We start from the raw sequence: 16,223 nt of genomic DNA, 5'->3' as shown, positions 1-16,223 counted from the left end.
CACCAAGATCCGCCAATTCATCACCGGCTGGAACGACCGCTGCCACCCCTTCGTCTGGACCAAGACCGCCGACCAGATCCTCACCAAAACGAACCGTCAAAAGATCTCAACCACGGGGTACTAGGAGCTTCGCCACCAGCCGGCGGCAAGCGCCCGTCAGGTGCTCGCACCCACCCCACCGGAACCGGTCAACGTCACCAGCCGCGAAGCGGACAGCATGCGCTTAACCTCGGCCGTCGCCTGCCGACGCCCCACGAAACTTGTCACATCACTGGGAAGGACGCTCCCCTCCCGATATGGGGCTCGAGTCACGTCACTCTCCGTATGCCACCCACCATCATGACCGAGGGTAGCCCCATCTCCAGGCTGCCACGTTTTGTCCATAACACTGCAGGTTTCGCGAGACGTCCGCGGAGGTGAGAGCAAGCCAAGCAGTCAAGATGGGCTCCTGAGCGCTGCGGCTGTTCCGTTGTCGCCGAGGCCGGATAACCCGCCGGTGACCCTGGAGCGGGATCGAGGGGTTCTGCGGCGGGCTAGCCTTTCGTTATGGACGCCGCTAGTTCGCGGCGGATCGACCCGCCTACGGTCGAGTCGGCCGATCTGGTCGGTCGTCGGCAGGACGTTGCCGAGATCAAGGATCGGTTGACGACGGCCCGGCTGGTGACGTTGACCGGTGTTCCGGGTGTGGGCAAGACGCAGCTGGCGTTGTCGGTCGTGGCCAGGCTGCGGAAGGTTTTCCGCCATGACATCCGTGTGGTGGAGTTGGCGCCGTTGCGTGATGGTGGGCTGTTGGCGCATACCATCGCGATGGCGCTGCGGATGCCGAGCCGGCCGGGCTGGCGGCCGCTGGAGGATCTTGCCACCTTCTTGCAGGGCAAGAAGGTGCTACTCGTCGTGGACAACTGTGAGCACCTGGTGGACGACTGGCGCCAACGTGCTGGGCAGCCTGTTGCGGGCTGCACCGAAGTTGCGGGTCCTTGCTACCAGTAGGCAACCGTTGGGGGTCAGCGGTGAGCACATCTGGCCGGTGCGGCCCTTGGCTGCGCCGGTCGACTCGTTGCCGTCGCCAGACGGCTCGGAGTACCCGGCTGCGGCGTTGTTCGCCGAGCGGGCGGCGGAGGTGATGCCGGGGTTCCGGATCACTGAGAGGAACCGCCGCGTCATTTCCGAGATCTGTCACCGTCTGGACGGGATCCCGCTGGCGATCGAGCTGGCGGCCGTGCGACTTCGGACCATGAGCCTGGAGGAATTGCTGGTCGGCCTCGACGCTCGCTACGACTGGCCTGCGATCGCTGGCGATGACATCGCCCGCCATCAGACACTGCGCTCCGCCATCGATTGGAGCTTCGAGCTGTGCACCCGGGACGAACAACTGATGTGGGCACGGGCCTCGGTGTTCCCCGACAGTTTCGACCTTGAATCCGCCGAAGCCGTCTGCGCCGGCGACGGCCTGGACCCCGGCATGGTGCTCGACCTGGTCGCCAGGCTGGTCGACCAGTCCATCCTGATCCGGGAGGAACGATCCGGTCGGGCGCAGTACCGCCTACTGGACACAGTTCGCCAGTACGGACAAGAACAGCTTCAACAGGTCGGCGAATCGACCAGGTTCCAACGCAGGCACCGAGACTGGTACCTGCGATTGGTGGAACAACGCGAAGCTGAATGGTTCGGCCCTCACCAGGAGCGGTTTGTCACCGAGACGCGAGCAGAGCACTCCCACCTCCGGGCCGCGCTCAACTTTTTCTGACCACCCCGGGCGAGGAACGGATCGGCCTGGCCATGGCCGCGCGGCTGTGGTTCTACTGGCTCGCCTGCGGCTTGCTTCCCGAAGGTCGTTACTGGTTGAGCTGGGCGCTGCGAACAGATCAGGAGGCCACCTGGGAGCGCGCCAGGGCCTTGTGGGTCAACGGCTGGATCATGACTTTGCAAGGGGAGGCCACGGCGGCAACCGCCGTGGGCGAGCAGATCCGAGAGGCCGCCAGGCGGCTCGGCGACGACGCCGCTTTTGCCCGCGGCACTCGTCTGATCGCGCTGAGCGCGATCCTCGCAGCCGACCTTCCGCGAGCCCGGGCCGTCCTCCCCGAGGCGCTCGGACTGCTCGAAGTCGAGGTCGCCAAGCAGCCCCCACGAGGCCGACCTGGACACCATTCTGGAGCTCACCCGGCATCTGGTCGCTCTGAGAATGATCTTCGAGGGTGAGCTTGCCGACGCCACCTCGATCCTCCAGGAGTGCCTCCGGGTTAATGATCAGCGGGGCGAGCAATATGTCCGGTCGTACAGCCTGCACCACCTCGCCCTCGCCGAGTGGCGATCAGGCAGCTTCGCGCAGGCGGCTGCGCATGCTCGACACGCACTGCGGATCAAGCGCACCTTCTCCGACCTGGTGGGCATAGCCCTTGCCGTCGAACTGCTGGCCTGGATCGCCGCCGACGAGGGCGCACCAGAGCGCGCCACCGTCCTGCTCGGGGTCGCTCAGCAGATATGGCAGCCCATCGGCCAGCCGCTCTTCAGCTCCGAAAACTGGACCAAACCCCACCAGCAGTGCGAGGCAGGCTGCCGCCTCGCTCTCGGGGATCAGGCATTCGAGGCCACCTACCACCGTGGCCGCAACCTCACCACCGCCGTGGCCGTGGCCTACGCCCTGTCAGAGTGAGCCAGCGCGACAATGGCCGGAACCAGCCGTCGGCGCAGAAAAAAGGCCGGGGATCTGCGGTGGACCTGGGAAAGGCGCCTGGGACCGAAACCTGAACCGCCACGCCCAGTCTCATCTTCAGGCCTCGATCCGTGGAGCTCTAGCTGACGGCCTTGGTGCTGCGGCGGGTCTTGCAGCGGAAGTGCCTTCTGGGCAAGGAGAATCGGGAGTGCTGACGTCCTGATTCGACCGAGCCGAGAAGGCACTGGAAGTGAAACTACCGTACTTGTGGTCCAAGGCCACGCCGATCTTCGGTGATCAGAACCTCGTGTCGTGCGCGGGGCTGGTCCCGGTGATGGGGTTGGCCGAGAGGGCGGGCCTGTCGGAGCTGATCGCGGAGCGGGTCAGGTTCAAGGCGTCGAGGGTGGCTTCGGCGGGAGCGAACCCGGCCGGGAAGGTCACCTCGATCGTGGCGGGGATGGCTGCCGGCGCGGACTGCATCGATGGTCTGGACGTGATCCGATCCGGTGGGAGCTTCGTGAGGTAGTACCACCCACTGCCCACAAGGCCGCTCAGAATGACGAGCGCGATCGCGCGGCTGATCCAGATTCTGCACATCTTGCTGCGCTGGGCTCCCATCGTGGTCACGCGCGCAATGGTCGTTCGTATGAGACAGCGCCCACCAGCTCCTTCGATTGTGATCGAACGGCCCACAGGACCCGTTGATCAGTGCCAGGGGAATCGGGTGCGGCCGAGGTGCGGTTGGCCTGCGCGGAACTTGTCGTTGCTTGCCGTGGTGACGTGACACTCGACCGGTGCTGCGGCGGTGTTGCGGACGAGCTTGACGAGCAATTCGTTGTAGCCTGCGCGCAGCGAAACGGCACCGGCTGAGTCCGCTCGGCCTCCGTAATTGGGTCGGATGCCGCTATAGCGCTCGGCCGAGGTGATCTGCTCGGCGTTCACCCAGAACGTCACTGGGCAATTGGCGTCGACGGCAAGTCGGCTCTCCCCGTCCTGTGGCGCGTGGAAAAACGTCTGGACATACAGCACGCCGGGGCGTTCGAATTCGTCGGCGAGTGGGAGGGCGTTGTCGTACGCCGATAGTTCCCGCCAGTGGCCACGGCGCCCGGTGGGGGAGAGGAGGTCGCCGTCCCGCTCTTCCGGTGGCAGGACGGTGTCGAGGAGCTCGGCATCTGTACGCCCGTCGCGGTCGTACGGCCCGCTCACCCGGATAGCCGCCGCGCCTACAAGGACGAGAGGGACCGCTGGTTGCGCGGGCCGCTCGACTGGCGCAACCGCGACGTACAGCCTGTTGCTGTTGTCCAGTAGCCGATGTCCGGGAACTTCGATCTCCCAGGCGAGGCTCGCGGTGCCATGGGCCGACAGCTCGACCTGCTGTGGGGCTGGTGGTTGCCATCCGCTGGGGACACCAATGGAACAGGTCGCGACGATCGGGTCGGGCCGGACGTTTTCCAACCTGGTGACGATGGATTTCCTCGTGCCCGAGGCCACGGCCGGTGTGTCGAGGTACTCGACGCCGATCTGCACGTCGGGGCCGGGATAGTCCACCCTGGTGGGGCTCGAGTCGCGGAGGGCGAGCACGTCGCTGTCGGCGTACAGGTCGGCCTCGTTCAGACGAACTACTCCGTCGTTGTCGACCTGCCCATGTGCGGTCAGCACGGCGTGGGCGATCCGTTGGATGCGCTTGACCAGCTCCTGCAACGTTGTGGGGATGGGATTTGTGCCGTCGGAGAGGTGACGTACGCCGCCCCAGGATTCGTTGGTCGCGATGGCGTCGCCGAGCGGTTCGATCCACTTGGAGGGTAGCCCGCTCCGGCCGGCGAGAATGCCAAGGTAACTGCCAATGCTCGCACCGGAGGAGTCGGTGTCGTAACCGCAGTTGACGGTCTTGCAGACGCCGGCGCCGAAGTCCTCGCCGTACAGCAGCCCGATCACCTGGAATCCCAGGTTGATAGGGGAGTACTGCGCGTTGTAATGGGGCGTTGTCTCCAGGACGCGCTTGCGGGCGGACCTCCAGTCCAGGCCTTCGGAGTGTGCGGTGAGGACGGCATGGATCGCCGCCGCGGTTCGGCTGTCGTCGGGCACGTACGACAGGCCGACGTCGACGAGCCTGCGGCGATCGTCGATGACGAAGGCCGCCGACTCGACCGCGACGTTGAACAGTTCGCCATAAACCGATTCACCCCCGGCGTGGTCGCAGATCGCGTCTTGGTAGGCATAGCGTGCGGCGATCCGTGGGGCGGCGGGAGCGATGCAGGCCCAGATCTCGGATCTGATCGGGCATCCCATGCAATCCTTGAACCAGTTGTTGTAGTTCCCGCTCACCGGCGGTTCGAGGCCGAGCCGCAGGTTGGTCTTGGACAGACCGTACTCGTCGAAGTTGTAGCCGACGTGGTCGAGCCAATACCGCGCCAGGTCGCGGGCGGTAAGCTCTGGCCCGACCTCCTCGATCGCCTTGAGCCAGCCGAGCTGAATCTCCAGGTCGTCATTGGGAAGTCCACCCTCACGCAACTCCGGATACCACCACACGTCGAACGGCTCTGGCTCGCCGAAGGCCTTCTCCAGTGGGGTTCCGAGGGTGCCGCCAGCATTCTTGCCCAGCCAGCATCCGTAAACCTTGTCAGAGAACACAGAGCCGTTGATGTCGAGTTCAAGCACGTTCATCCCTCCGCGGAAGCGAGGTGGCTGTCATGAGCGCTGGAATCTTCGGGAACGCTGAGCGCGGCGACGGCGGCTTGCGGCGGCTGGCGCGGTGGAATCGCGGACAACAAGCTCACAGGTCAACCGGCGTTCGACGATTCGATCTGGGCCTGTCCCCTTGATCCGGTGGAAGAGAAGTGAGATCGCCTCGTGGCCCATCTGCAGTTTGGGTTGCGCCACCGTGGTAAGCGGCGGAATCGCGTGCTCCGCCAGATCCGTGTCGTCGAACCCCACGACAGACACGTCGTCCGGAACTCGGAGCTTGCGGCGGTACGCAGCCTGCACGACACCGAGGGCAACCGAATCATTGGCGGCGAACACCGCGGTCGGCGGATCAGACAGATCGAGGAGCGTTGATCCCGCGGAGACGCCACCCTGCCGGTTGAGCGCCCGTACGGCGATCAAGTCCTTGTCGCCGCTGATGCCGGCGGCACGTAGGGTATCGGCGTAGGCTCTCCGTCGCCCCTTCGCCTGACTTCGTGCACCCACGTAGGCGATCCTGCGATGCCCAAGCTCGAGAAGGTGCTCGACAGCCAGCCGGGCACCCTGGTAGGTATCGGTCGTCACCCGATCAGCAACAGGCGGATCGAGCTCCATGCCGATCAGCACGATCGGAGTGCCCTTACGGGCCGCGGTCACCAGATGGTCATTGATGGCCGGCGTCTCCGGAGGCGTCACAACCAACCCGTCGACCTGATGGCTTTCCAGGACGGTAAGCGCTTCCAACGTCCGTTGCTCGTCCCCGTCGGTTGAGCTGGTCACAACGCAGTAGCCCTGGTGGCTCGCGCGCTCCTGCAGACCCTGGGCGAGCTCCGCGGTAAACGGGTTGGTCAGATCGGATGCCACGAATCCGATCAACCCGGACATCTTGGTGGTGAGGCTCCGGGCCGCTGTGCTTGGCACGAAGCCGAGCTCGGCAATGGCCCGCCGAATCTTCTCCCGACTGGCTGCCCCCACATACCCGCTGTCGTTGACGTATCGCGACACCGTGCCGACGGAAAGCTCGGCCCGCTTCGCCACGTCGTACATCGTCACCATACGGAGGGCGCTCCAAGGTCAGCACTTCTATGTAACCGCTAACACAAGCGTCTGGAAGCAAGGTCGTCAAGTGCTTGACCGGATCAGGACGACGCCGCGGGATCGTCGCTGAGTGAAGCAGAGAATCTCTCCAGGGCGGTCGATCGTGGCGTCTGTGCCGCCTGGCCGCCACTGGACGAACGGATTGAAAAGTGTGCCCGCGTCTATATGGTACCGGTTACACATCTCAGCACGACATGCATCCGCGTATGACCATCCGAGGAGACCTCGTGTATCGTCGCACATTCGTCAAGGGTTCACTCGCAGCGCTCACCAGCATGGCCGGGTTCGGGGTTACTCTCCTCAATCCAACGGTCCCTGTGTCGGCCAGCTCCAGCGGAGTCGGACCAGTTGTATCCGGCCATCCCCGCTTGATGCTGCGGGACTTCGATGGCGTCAAGGCGACGATCCAAGGGAGTGAGCGGGCGGCAGGTTGGTATGCAAGGGTGAAGGCCGACGCCGATGCCATCCTGACTGCTCCAGTCTCGGAGTACGCCATCCCAGATGGCTTACGACTGTTGGGCACCAGCAGAACGGTGGTGCGGCGTGCATACTCGCTGGCGTTGGCGTATGCGGTCGAGAACAAGCAGGTCTACGCCGAGCGCCTCTGGGAGGAGATGCATGCCGTCGCCAACTTCCCTGACTGGAATAGCCAGCGTCACTTCCTGGACACCGCCGAGATGGCACATGCGGTGGCGATCGCCTACGACTGGCTGTATCACGCTTGGACGGAAGCGCGACGCACTGCCATGCAGACAGCGATTCGAGAGCTCGGCCTGAAACCTGGATTGGCTGTCTACACCGGCAACCCTCCAAGCGGCACAGCATTCCCAAACTGGCATAGGTCTACCAGCAACTGGAATATCGTGTGTAACGCAGGCCTGTCGATCGGGGCATTGGCGATTGCCGAACACGAACCCGAACTGAGCCAGCGGATCCTGGACGAGGCGCTGGCCTCCATCCCACTCGCTGTCGCAGCATACGGGCCGCATGGCGGCTATCCCGAAGGCGTCGGCTCGTACTGGGGATATGCCACCAAGTACCTTGTGCCCTACATCGAGAGTCTGATCACCGCCACCGGGGATGACTACGGCCTGAGCACTTCCCCAGGATTAGCTGATACCGGGCTGTTTCCGATCTATCTCACCGGTCCCACCGGGATGAACTTCAACTATTACGACGCAGGGTCAGGGTCACCGCAGCCACCAGAGATGTTTTGGCTTGCCAAGAGATATGACAATCCGGTCTATGGTTGGTGGGGCGGCATCGGCGCGGACAAGAACGCAATCAGTTGGTTCCAAAGTCCAGCCTCGCTGTTATGGTTCGATCCATCGAAGGTGCGAGCCCCCATCGAGGCGCAGCTTCCGCTCGACAGATACTTCGGGCGGAGTGAAGCGGTGACCATGCGCAGCGGCTGGGAAGACACCAACGCCATCTTCGCGGCGTTCAAGGCTGGCGAAAACTCAGCAGGGCATGCCGACCTCGATCTCGGGGACTTCGTCTTCGATGCGATCGGAGTCCGCTGGGCGATCGAACTTGGTTCCGACGACTACAACCTTCCCGGCTACTTCACCGGCGGCCCTGGCGGGCAGCGCTGGACGTACTACCGCAAGCGGGCTGAGGGCCAGAACACACTTGTCATCAATCCAAGTAGAGGCGATGACCAGCAAGTCAGAGGGACCGGCGTGATCATCGAACACAAGTCGGGTCCAAAGGCGGCCTATGCCATAGCGGAGCTGACCAAGGCTCACCCAGCACTGCGCTCGTGGCGGCGAGGTGTGCAGCTGCATGACAACCGTCAGCAGCTTCTCGTCCAGGATGAGTTTGCCACCGAGGATTCGGGGGAGGCGTGGTGGTTCATGCACACCAGTGCTGCGATCGCGATCTCGTCTGACGGTAGGAGCGCGACGCTCGAGCTTGGCGACCGCAGAGTCCTGGCCCGAATCTCTTCTCCCGCAAGTGCCGTCTTTTACAACGCGCCAGCGAAACCACTGTGGACCTCACCTGATCCCGATCGACAGACAGACAACCTCGGTGTCCGCAAACTGGCGATCCGACTCAACGACGTTGAGACAGCGACGGTGGCTGTGCAGCTCAGCCCGCTACGTTCAGGGCAGAAGGCGCCGGAGCTGACAGGGGTCACTCCCCTGTCCGAGTGGACCACTGGGCCGGAGACGGTCAGCGGTCTCCGGACACTTTCGGTAAATGGCGCCACAATTCCCTCGTTCTCCAGCGCGACATTCGTCTACACCGTTGATGTCGCCAGTGGCGAGAGCGTGCCGGTGGTCTCGGCGGAGGCGGCAGACTCCGCCGGGCGCGTGGTAGTCCATCAGGCACGTTCAGTTCCAGGATTCGCGACCGTAGAGTCAACAGAGGCGGGCAAGGCTCGCGCACGCTACGAGGTGTACTTCATCCCCAAACTCGGGCCAGGCCTCTTCCCGAGCACGATCATCGCCAGCAGCCATGACGGGAACGTTCCCGAGAACACTATGGACGGCGATTTGACGACCAGATGGTCGGCAGAGGGCGATGGCCAGTGGATCGCCTACGACATGGGCGCCGACGGCCCGGTATCGAGCGTCAAGATCGCCTGGTATCTGGGGGACCAGCGCTCCAGCAGCTTCGATGTCGAGGTGGCGGCCGCGGAGGGCGACTGGCACCACGTCTTCTCCGGATGGAGCTCCGGCAATCAGACCAGCCTCGAGACCTACTCCTTTGACAACACGACTGCGCAATATGTCCGTATCGTCGGGCACGGCAACACCGCAAGCTCGTGGAACAGCATCACAGAAGTCGAGATCCCCGGGCGGACAGTGCAACCGCCAGCAATCGAGCCACACCTGGCGGCGGTAACCTTGGAGGCGCCCGAGTCTCTCGCTCTCAACACCAGTACACAGCTGGACATCACCGCGACGATGAATGATGGGACCACCGCCGATCTGTCGAACGCGACGATTAGCTATGACACCGATGATCCCACGGTTGCGACCGTCACTGCCACTGGAGAGCTAATGGCAGTTGCCGAAGGTAAGGTCTCCGTAGCTGGGATCGTCCTCACCGAGGACTGGCGCCTGGAGTATGGTCGAAAGACTGTCACGGTGATCGATCCCAACAGCCGTCGCTTCACACCTGTCGCTGATACCTACGTCAACGACGGCGCGAAGGCGGACACGAATTACGGCGCTGCAACCACCTTGCTCGTCAAGACGGTCCAATGGATGAACTCCGGCGTAAATCGGGAGGCCTACTTCCGCTTCGAACCGGACAGTGTGGACGGCACGGTGGAGTCGATCACGCTGAACCTGCATGCAAATGTCTATGACAATGACGGCGACGAGATCGATGTCGACGTTCATGTGCTCGCCGGGACTTTCGAGGAGAATGCTGTGACGTGGAACACGCGCCCCGCGCTCGGGGAGAAGCTCGGCACGGCCCACATCACCCGAACGGCAGGGTGGTACAGCGTCGACCTGACAGAGTCTCTCCGCTCAGCAGTCGCGTCAGGTGGGGCGATCAGCCTCGCCGCGGTCGAGCGGCCGCCGGCTGGTGAGAACGGTCTTGTCGTCAACATTCGAAGCCGCGAGTCTGACGAGCCGCCGTACCTCAATGTGCGCGTCGCCTGACGGCGGAGGGTGGGCCGTGGCGAGATCTCAGCCGCGGATGGACACGCTCGGTTCGATTTCGACGGGTCGGTTGTCAGAGAGGTTGGAGGTGCCGATCCCGGAGGGTGCGTGCAGTCCGGGTGCGCCGAAGAGCTCGATCATCAGGTCGGAGATTCCATGTATGGCTTTTGGTTGTTCATGGAAGTCATGAGTACTGTTCACGAAGCCAGCGCTTTGATAGCGCGGTCGACGCCGGCGGAGCTCACCGAGGTGTGCTGGATGCAGCGAAGCTGCTGAAGTCCAGTGGCTTCGGTAGCTCCGTAAGCCACGCTCACTTCGGCGCTGAGCGGTGATGAGCGATATGCCGAGCCGGCGTGGGACGATCTTGCGCCGACAGCGCACCTCCCGGTTTGGAATCCAAACCATTTCCGGCTGAGGAGTCAGTTCAGAATGAGTCGGCGTGGCTGTGAGAACGGACAAGTCATCTTGTAGCTGTTGGGAAAGCGGTTTCTGCCATGGAATGGAGTGGGTGAGGGACAGATGGGTCGAGACGTGACGCGACGGGTTCTCTTGCGGGCTGCAGGAGGCACGGCCCTGGTGGTGACATCGGCCGCCGGCTGCCGCTGGCTGAACACGGAGCCAACATCGAAGGGTCGCGGAAAGGGGCCTTACCATGCAGCCAAGCAGGCGCCGTCGCTCGTGGCGAGAGTGACGTCTGGTGAGCTGCCGTCCCTGGCGGAACGGCTACCTGGGGAGCCCTTGGTGGTCGAGCCGGTCGAGCGCATCGGAGTCTACGGCGGGACCTGGAGCTCTGTCATGGTTGGGCCGAGTGACACCGCCGTGATGCACCGCACAATCGGCTACGACCAGCTGGTGCACTTCAGCCCGGACTGGGCCCAAGTCATTCCCAATGTGGCCAGGTCGTTCGAGGTGGAAGACGACGGCCGCGTCTACACCTTCCAGCTGAGGCGCGGGATGAAGTGGTCGGACGGTGAGCCGTTCACCGCCGACGATATCGTCTTCTGCTGTGAAGATATCTGGTTCAACAGCGACATCTTCCCCGAGGCGCCGAGTTGGCTGGTCACCGAAGGTAAGCTGCCCGAGGTCGAGAAGGTTGACGACCACACCGTGCGGTTCGTTTTCGGCGCTCCACACGGGTTGTTCCTGGAGCGGATCGCGAGCCCGAACGGCACGGACCTGACGTCGATGCCGAAGCACTACCTCCAGCAGTTCCACATCAAGTACAACCCAGACGCGGAACAGCTGGCGAAGGAACAAGGTTATGACAGCTGGATAGACCTGTTCGGCGCCAAGCGTCTGGTCTTCGACAGTCCTGAGCTGCCGACAGTGTGGGGATGGAAGCCGACCAGTTCGCTCAGTGACGGCCAACGCATCGTTGCCGAACGCAACCCGTACTACTGGAAGGTCGACCCGGAGGGTCGCCAGCTGCCGTACATCGACCAGGTCGCCTACGACATGGTGAACGACAACCAGGTCATCCTGTTGAAGATCTCCAACGGTGAGATCAACATGCACGCACGGCACATCAACACGCTGCACAACAAGCCGACACTGGCTCGGAATCGCGAGAGGGGTGGCTACGACTTCTTCAAACTCGTCCCGGCGATCATGAACGAGATGATCATCGCGTTCAACCTTACGCACGAGGACGAGGGTCTGCGGGAGGTCTTCCAGAACAAGAATTTCCGGATCGCGATGTCGCACGCGATCAACCGAGAGGAACTGATCACGGTGGCCTTCCAGCGGCAGGGTCTGCCATGGCAGGCCGCACCGCGCAGCGAGTCGGAGTTCTACGACGACGAGTTCGCCAGTCAGTACACCGAGTACGACGTGGCGAAAGCCAACGACATTCTCGACCGCGCAGGATACGCCGAACGCGATAGCAAGGGATTCCGACTCAGGCCGGACGGTAAGCGGATCCGCTTCTCCGTGGAGATTCCCACACCCACGCTGAAGGACTTCTGGGTCAGCGCTATGGAACTGATCCGCGAACAGTGGAAGGAGGTCGGTGTCGACGCGCAGATCAAGGCCGAGGACCGCACACTGTTCTACGAACGCAAGGAAGCCAACAAGCACGACGTAGCGATCTGGCAGGGCGACGGCGGTGCACAGGACGCGGTCATCGAACCGCGGTGGTACTTCCCGTTCAGCACAGAGTCGAACTACGCCATCCCCTGGGCGTTCTGGTTCTTCACCGACGGCGCCGAGGGCCAGGAACCGCCGGCGCCAGCGAAGCGGCAGATGGAGCTGTACCGCGAACTGACCCTGACTGCCGACCGCGGGGCCCAATCTGAGCTGTTCCGGCAGATCCTCGCTATCGCCAAGGAAGAGTTCTACGTGATCGGCACCGTACTCCAGGAGGAGAACTATGGGATCGTCGCGGACAACTTCCACAACGTTCCCGAACCCATTCCCGAGGCGTACCTCTACCTCACACCGGCACCCGCACGACCGGAGCAGTTCTTCATCGAGTGAGAAAGGCCGACAGTGCCGGCTCCAGGGTCCGGTGGAGCCCATCGAGCCGGCTGGACTTCACCAGTCTGCAATGCCCGGTGCGCCAACTACCGCGGCAAGACACCCGCCAGACGGAGCCTGCCACAACACCACTTCTGACGTCCTCGAAGAGCACCAACACGGCGACCTGCGGCGCACCAGGCTGTCGGCCCGCCGGGCCATCCTCGAACGGCTGATGCGCCGCATCCCATCGAGCACGCCATTGGCCCCTGTTCAGGCCGCCCAGACGCAGACCGCCCATGGCCGGCCGTGCTCACCGTCGCCTGGCGCGGTGGACCTACCCGCTACATCCGAGTGGAGCCCGATGTCGTTGTCGAGGTGAGCGCAGACGTCGCAGTGGACGCAGGCAGGTGGCGGCACCGCGTCCGCTGCGTTCGTCCCCGACTCGACCTGGCTCCAGGCGACGTCTCAGTCCTGTGAACGGCGACGCCTAGGGATAGGACTCGAACGGCGGGAGCTGGCTTCTGCGCACGCAACTCGTTGCCGTGTTCGACATCGGCTCGGCAACGCGTCGAGGAGCGCATCGACGAGGTTATCTGGGGGTTCCTGTGTCGGCGAGCTTGATGGTGAGGACGCGGCCGTTTGCGACGACGACGCGTGCGACGCTCACTCACGCCGGCGATGGGCTTGCTGGCAGCAAAGCGTGTGTGGCATTTTCCGTGCCCGTAGGAGTGGCTGGAGCGAAAGCCTCACGTACGTCCGTTCGCCCGCCTTTGTCAGCCGCATCTGGCAAACCGCAGCATGGTGCAGCCATGTGGTTCGACGATGCTTCTCAGGACCTCAGCGGTCTCGATCGATGAGCCGCTCCAGAGGTCGGTCACAGAGTACGTCGCGTCACCCTCCAGCACGCCCTCCGCGGCGGCGATCTCGACAGTCAGAGGTTCTGAGCCCCGGTTGAGGAGGAGGGCCGCCCGGTCACCACCGCTCAGCTCGCGAAGCCAGACCTCGCTGGCACCGTCTCGCCGTATTCGCCTCCCCTGACGACCGAGGGGATCCTGGTCGACAGCGATCACGTCCGTGTTGGTGAGGACGGCAAGCGCTGCGGCGGACATGTCGCGTAGGTCGTTTCCGGCGATGAGCGGGGCGGCGAGCATCGACGAGAGACTGAAGTGCGTCCTGGACTCCATGTCGGTAAGGCCGTCGTTGCCGACTTCGAGCATGTCGGGGTCGTTCCATCGCCCCGGCCGGGCGAAGCGTTCGAGGCCCACCTGCTCGTCCAAGATCGTCATGATGCTGCGTTCGGCGATCGTCCCGTCGGTGTCCCAACGCGCCCAGATGTCGTTGGAGGTGCGCCAACAGTTGACGGCATCGAGCGCCCAGAGGTCCGATCCGCCCCATGACCACGGCTTAGCACGGCTGGCGGCACCGCCGTTGACGCTGTAGACGATGGGACGCCCGGTCGCGGCGAGCGCGTCTCGCATGCGGAGGAAGGCATGCGACGGCACATCGGTGGCGTAGCACCAGTCGTACTTGAGGTAATCGATTCCCCACGCGGCGAACAGCTGCGCATCTCGTTCCTTGTGTCCCGCGCTGCCTGGATAGCCGGCGCAGGTGGTCTCGCCCGGACTGGAGTAGATCCCGAACAACAGGCCACGCTCGTGAACGTACTCGGCGAGTGCCGCTACGCCGTGCGGGAACCGGTCCGGGTCGGGGAGCAGGTCTCCCGACCGACCACGCGACCGGGCCATCCAGCAGTCGTCGACGATGACGTACCGGTAGCCGACGTCGCGCATCCGTAACTCCACCATCGCGTCAGCGATACCGCGAACCAACTGCTCGTCGATCTGCCGCCGAAAGCGGTTCCAGCTATTCCATCCCATCGGCGGCGTCAACGCCAGTCGCGCGTCACCGGCAGTCATGTCATCAGCGTCGCTGACGGCTGGCGACGCATCCTCGGAGAGCTCCATCGCACCTGCCTTCCGGACCCGCGGTGGCAACCGACGGGTCCTCGCCGCGCGTCCCCATCGGGCCCGATTCGCCCTGCGGCGCCCGTCATGAGTGCCCGGCGCCCGTCCAACGGAGAAGTCACGCTGCTCTAGGTCTTGGCGCGGGGCTAAGCGAGAAGGCGATCTGCGAGCTGCGCCTCGTACAAGGACGGCGGGCTGATGGACGGATCGTTGCTGCCTTCGATGTGGCCGGCAGGCTGAACAAAGGGGCCGTCGCCAGTAGTCGTTCCGAAACAACCGATGGCGTAGTTCTGCGCGGTCGGCGGCTTCTGTACTACGAGCTTGGTTCCAGCAACATCGCATTTCCACGCGACCGAGTGCACCGCCGCCCAGCCGTGCCCGTCACCGGCACTTCCGCGGTTGAACAGGCCAACCGTGGTATCAACGCGCGGATCGATCTCGCGATGGTTGTCGAAGAGCATTCCCTGCGTCCAGGACCGGTGGCCCTCACTGGTGGCGAGGCTTCGCTCGGAGCTGCCACGGAGAAACACCAGGCCGGACGCCGTGCCCGTCCCGTTGGAGACGAATGCATGTCGCGCGTCACTGGCATGGCAGTCGGAGAAGAGGACCTGGCTCGAGTACGAGGAGACATTGAAGTTGTAACGACGTGAGCCGGTGATCAGTGATACCGGCCGAAGCGCACGGCAGTTGGCGACGGTGACCTGCGTCGCGGTCCGGATATCCACGCCGGCATACACGAAGTGAAGTCCGGTACAGTCGCGAACCCAGGCGTCACGGGCTTGCTGGACCACGAACGCACTGCGGGCATGCGCCTCGTCGGTGTCGGGGTCGCCGAGGTATTCGATGTCGACGCGAATTCCCTCGACGCCGACGTTCCGCACCATCTCCGGCTGCTCCCACCGGTAGACGTAGCACTGCGACAACGAGCGATCCAGGTGATTGAAGACTCCGGTGTCGACGGTCACGGAGCTTCCCGATACGTCGACAACATCGCGGTTGAACCGGATCGGCCACTCGTCGACGTCCCACGGCGGGTCTGTATGAGTTCCGCCGCCGTCCACCGCCGTGAGCCACGCCGCAGAACACGGATGGTTCACGATGATCGTATCGCCTGGCCTGACGAGGCTGGGATCGGCGACAGTGAACGATCGTTCGCCGACTTGCACCAGGTCGCTGGTAATGTCGGTTCGAGTGCCCGGTATCTCCCCGAGTGACCATCCGCCGGGACCACCGCCCAGTACGACCACGTACCGACCAGTCGGAGTATCGCCGATCGCGCGAATGACTGTGTTCGCCGACGGATCCTCGTCGTCACCGACTCCCCGCAGAACGACGCCGTCCCGGGTGATCTTGATGGTTCCGTACACCGGGTACGTGCCGGCTGTGAGCTGGACTGCTCCACGGAAGCCGGTCACGTCCTGGGGAAGTGCCCCGACGGCGTCGAGGGCAGCCTGGATGTGCGCTGTGTTGTCGCCGTCGATGGGGCTGATGGTGCGCACCACCGGAACGTTGGGGATCGGCACCTCGCCACGGCGGTAGCCGGCGCAGCTGAAATCAGGGATGCGATTGCCCTCGGCGTCGCGCGGATAGGTTAGATGGCCACGCGAATTGGCACGGAGAAAGGGGGACCGTGGCCTACCGGTGGGATAGGCGTCCGGACTTGCGAACGACTGGTTCCCCGAGACCAGGGCACCTAGGCCGAGGCCGGTTCCGGTGGCGAGAAATGCCCTTCGCGTTGTTCCCATTCGA

At 63.9% G+C, this 16,223-nt stretch carries 11 protein-coding genes and 1 pseudogene; 7 read left to right on the top strand and 5 right to left on the bottom strand.

Annotated features, from left to right (window positions below):
• The 5 genes and pseudogenes from ABN028_RS35625 to ABN028_RS33180 all read left to right on the top strand — a co-directional run.
• A pseudogene (locus ABN028_RS35625) lies at positions 1 to 124 on the top strand (IS630 family transposase); the annotation flags it as partial.
• Positions 125 to 546: 422 nt separating this feature from the next.
• Positions 547 to 990 (top strand): AAA family ATPase, encoded by a 444-nt coding sequence (locus ABN028_RS33195; RefSeq protein WP_349699360.1) that lies wholly within the window; start codon positions 547 to 549, stop codon positions 988 to 990.
• 106 nt (positions 991 to 1,096) lie between these two features.
• A complete protein-coding gene (locus tag ABN028_RS33190) occupies positions 1,097 to 1,747 on the top strand; it encodes an ATP-binding protein (RefSeq protein ID WP_349699359.1) in 651 nt (216 codons plus the stop codon).
• A 32-nt stretch (positions 1,748 to 1,779) separates the two neighbouring features.
• Entirely contained in the window at positions 1,780 to 2,199 is a 420-nt protein-coding gene (locus tag ABN028_RS33185) for a hypothetical protein (RefSeq protein ID WP_349699358.1), read from the top strand.
• Positions 2,183 to 2,653, top strand: a complete 471-nt coding sequence (locus ABN028_RS33180) for a hypothetical protein (protein ID WP_349699357.1) — start codon at positions 2,183 to 2,185, stop codon at positions 2,651 to 2,653. The genes ABN028_RS33185 and ABN028_RS33180 overlap by 17 nt, the downstream gene beginning before the upstream one ends.
• A gap of 297 nt (positions 2,654 to 2,950) precedes the next feature.
• Here ABN028_RS33180 and ABN028_RS35620 read toward each other — a convergent pair whose 3' ends face one another.
• The 3 genes from ABN028_RS35620 to ABN028_RS33165 form a co-directional block, all read right to left on the bottom strand.
• Entirely contained in the window at positions 2,951 to 3,280 is a 330-nt protein-coding gene (locus ABN028_RS35620) for a hypothetical protein (protein WP_502879241.1), read from the bottom strand.
• A 78-nt stretch (positions 3,281 to 3,358) separates the two neighbouring features.
• A complete protein-coding gene (locus ABN028_RS33170) occupies positions 3,359 to 5,317 on the bottom strand; it encodes an ADP-ribosylglycohydrolase family protein (RefSeq protein ID WP_349699356.1) in 1,959 nt (652 codons plus the stop codon).
• A gap of 24 nt (positions 5,318 to 5,341) precedes the next feature.
• Positions 5,342 to 6,391, bottom strand: coding sequence for a LacI family DNA-binding transcriptional regulator (locus ABN028_RS33165; protein ID WP_349699355.1), 1,050 nt, complete (start codon positions 6,389 to 6,391; stop codon positions 5,342 to 5,344).
• A gap of 269 nt (positions 6,392 to 6,660) precedes the next feature.
• Here ABN028_RS33165 and ABN028_RS33160 point away from each other — a divergent pair, with 269 nt between their 5' ends.
• On the top strand, positions 6,661 to 10,053 hold the full coding sequence (locus tag ABN028_RS33160) for a CBM96 family carbohydrate-binding protein (protein WP_349699354.1): 3,393 nt from the start codon (positions 6,661 to 6,663) through the stop codon (positions 10,051 to 10,053).
• Positions 10,054 to 10,848: 795 nt separating this feature from the next.
• Complete coding sequence (locus ABN028_RS33155) at positions 10,849 to 12,528, top strand: ABC transporter substrate-binding protein (protein WP_349699353.1); 1,680 nt, start codon at positions 10,849 to 10,851, stop codon at positions 12,526 to 12,528.
• Positions 12,529 to 13,283: 755 nt separating this feature from the next.
• Here the strand turns inward: ABN028_RS33155 and ABN028_RS33150 are convergent.
• Entirely contained in the window at positions 13,284 to 14,426 is a 1,143-nt protein-coding gene (locus ABN028_RS33150; RefSeq protein ID WP_349699352.1) for a glycoside hydrolase family 27 protein, read from the bottom strand.
• A gap of 194 nt (positions 14,427 to 14,620) precedes the next feature.
• A complete protein-coding gene (locus ABN028_RS33145) occupies positions 14,621 to 16,219 on the bottom strand; it encodes a pectate lyase family protein (protein ID WP_349699351.1) in 1,599 nt (532 codons plus the stop codon).
• Positions 16,220 to 16,223 lie beyond the last annotated feature (4 nt).

Origin of the sequence: Actinopolymorpha sp. B17G11, from assembly GCF_040196095.1 — a bacterium.
Classification (GTDB): domain Bacteria; phylum Actinomycetota; class Actinomycetes; order Propionibacteriales; family Actinopolymorphaceae; genus Thermasporomyces.
Note: the sequence above shows the minus strand (reverse complement) of the source record. Positions and strands in the feature narration are given on the sequence as shown.

What these genes read in the sequence shown, in the direction of transcription:
- ABN028_RS33195 (WP_349699360.1), top strand. Translation starts at nt 547, where the DNA reads ATGGACGCCGCTAGTTCGCGGCGGATCGACCCGCCTACGGTCGAGTCG.
- ABN028_RS33185 (WP_349699358.1), top strand. Translation starts at nt 1,780, where the DNA reads ATGGCCGCGCGGCTGTGGTTCTACTGGCTCGCCTGCGGCTTGCTTCCC.
- ABN028_RS33180 (WP_349699357.1), top strand. Translation starts at nt 2,183, where the DNA reads ATGATCTTCGAGGGTGAGCTTGCCGACGCCACCTCGATCCTCCAGGAG.
- ABN028_RS33170 (WP_349699356.1), bottom strand. Translation starts at nt 5,317, where the DNA reads ATGAACGTGCTTGAACTCGACATCAACGGCTCTGTGTTCTCTGACAAG.
- ABN028_RS33165 (WP_349699355.1), bottom strand. Translation starts at nt 6,391, where the DNA reads ATGGTGACGATGTACGACGTGGCGAAGCGGGCCGAGCTTTCCGTCGGC.
- ABN028_RS33155 (WP_349699353.1), top strand. Translation starts at nt 10,849, where the DNA reads ATGGTTGGGCCGAGTGACACCGCCGTGATGCACCGCACAATCGGCTAC.
- ABN028_RS33150 (WP_349699352.1), bottom strand. Translation starts at nt 14,426, where the DNA reads ATGACTGCCGGTGACGCGCGACTGGCGTTGACGCCGCCGATGGGATGG.
- ABN028_RS33145 (WP_349699351.1), bottom strand. Translation starts at nt 16,219, where the DNA reads ATGGGAACAACGCGAAGGGCATTTCTCGCCACCGGAACCGGCCTCGGC.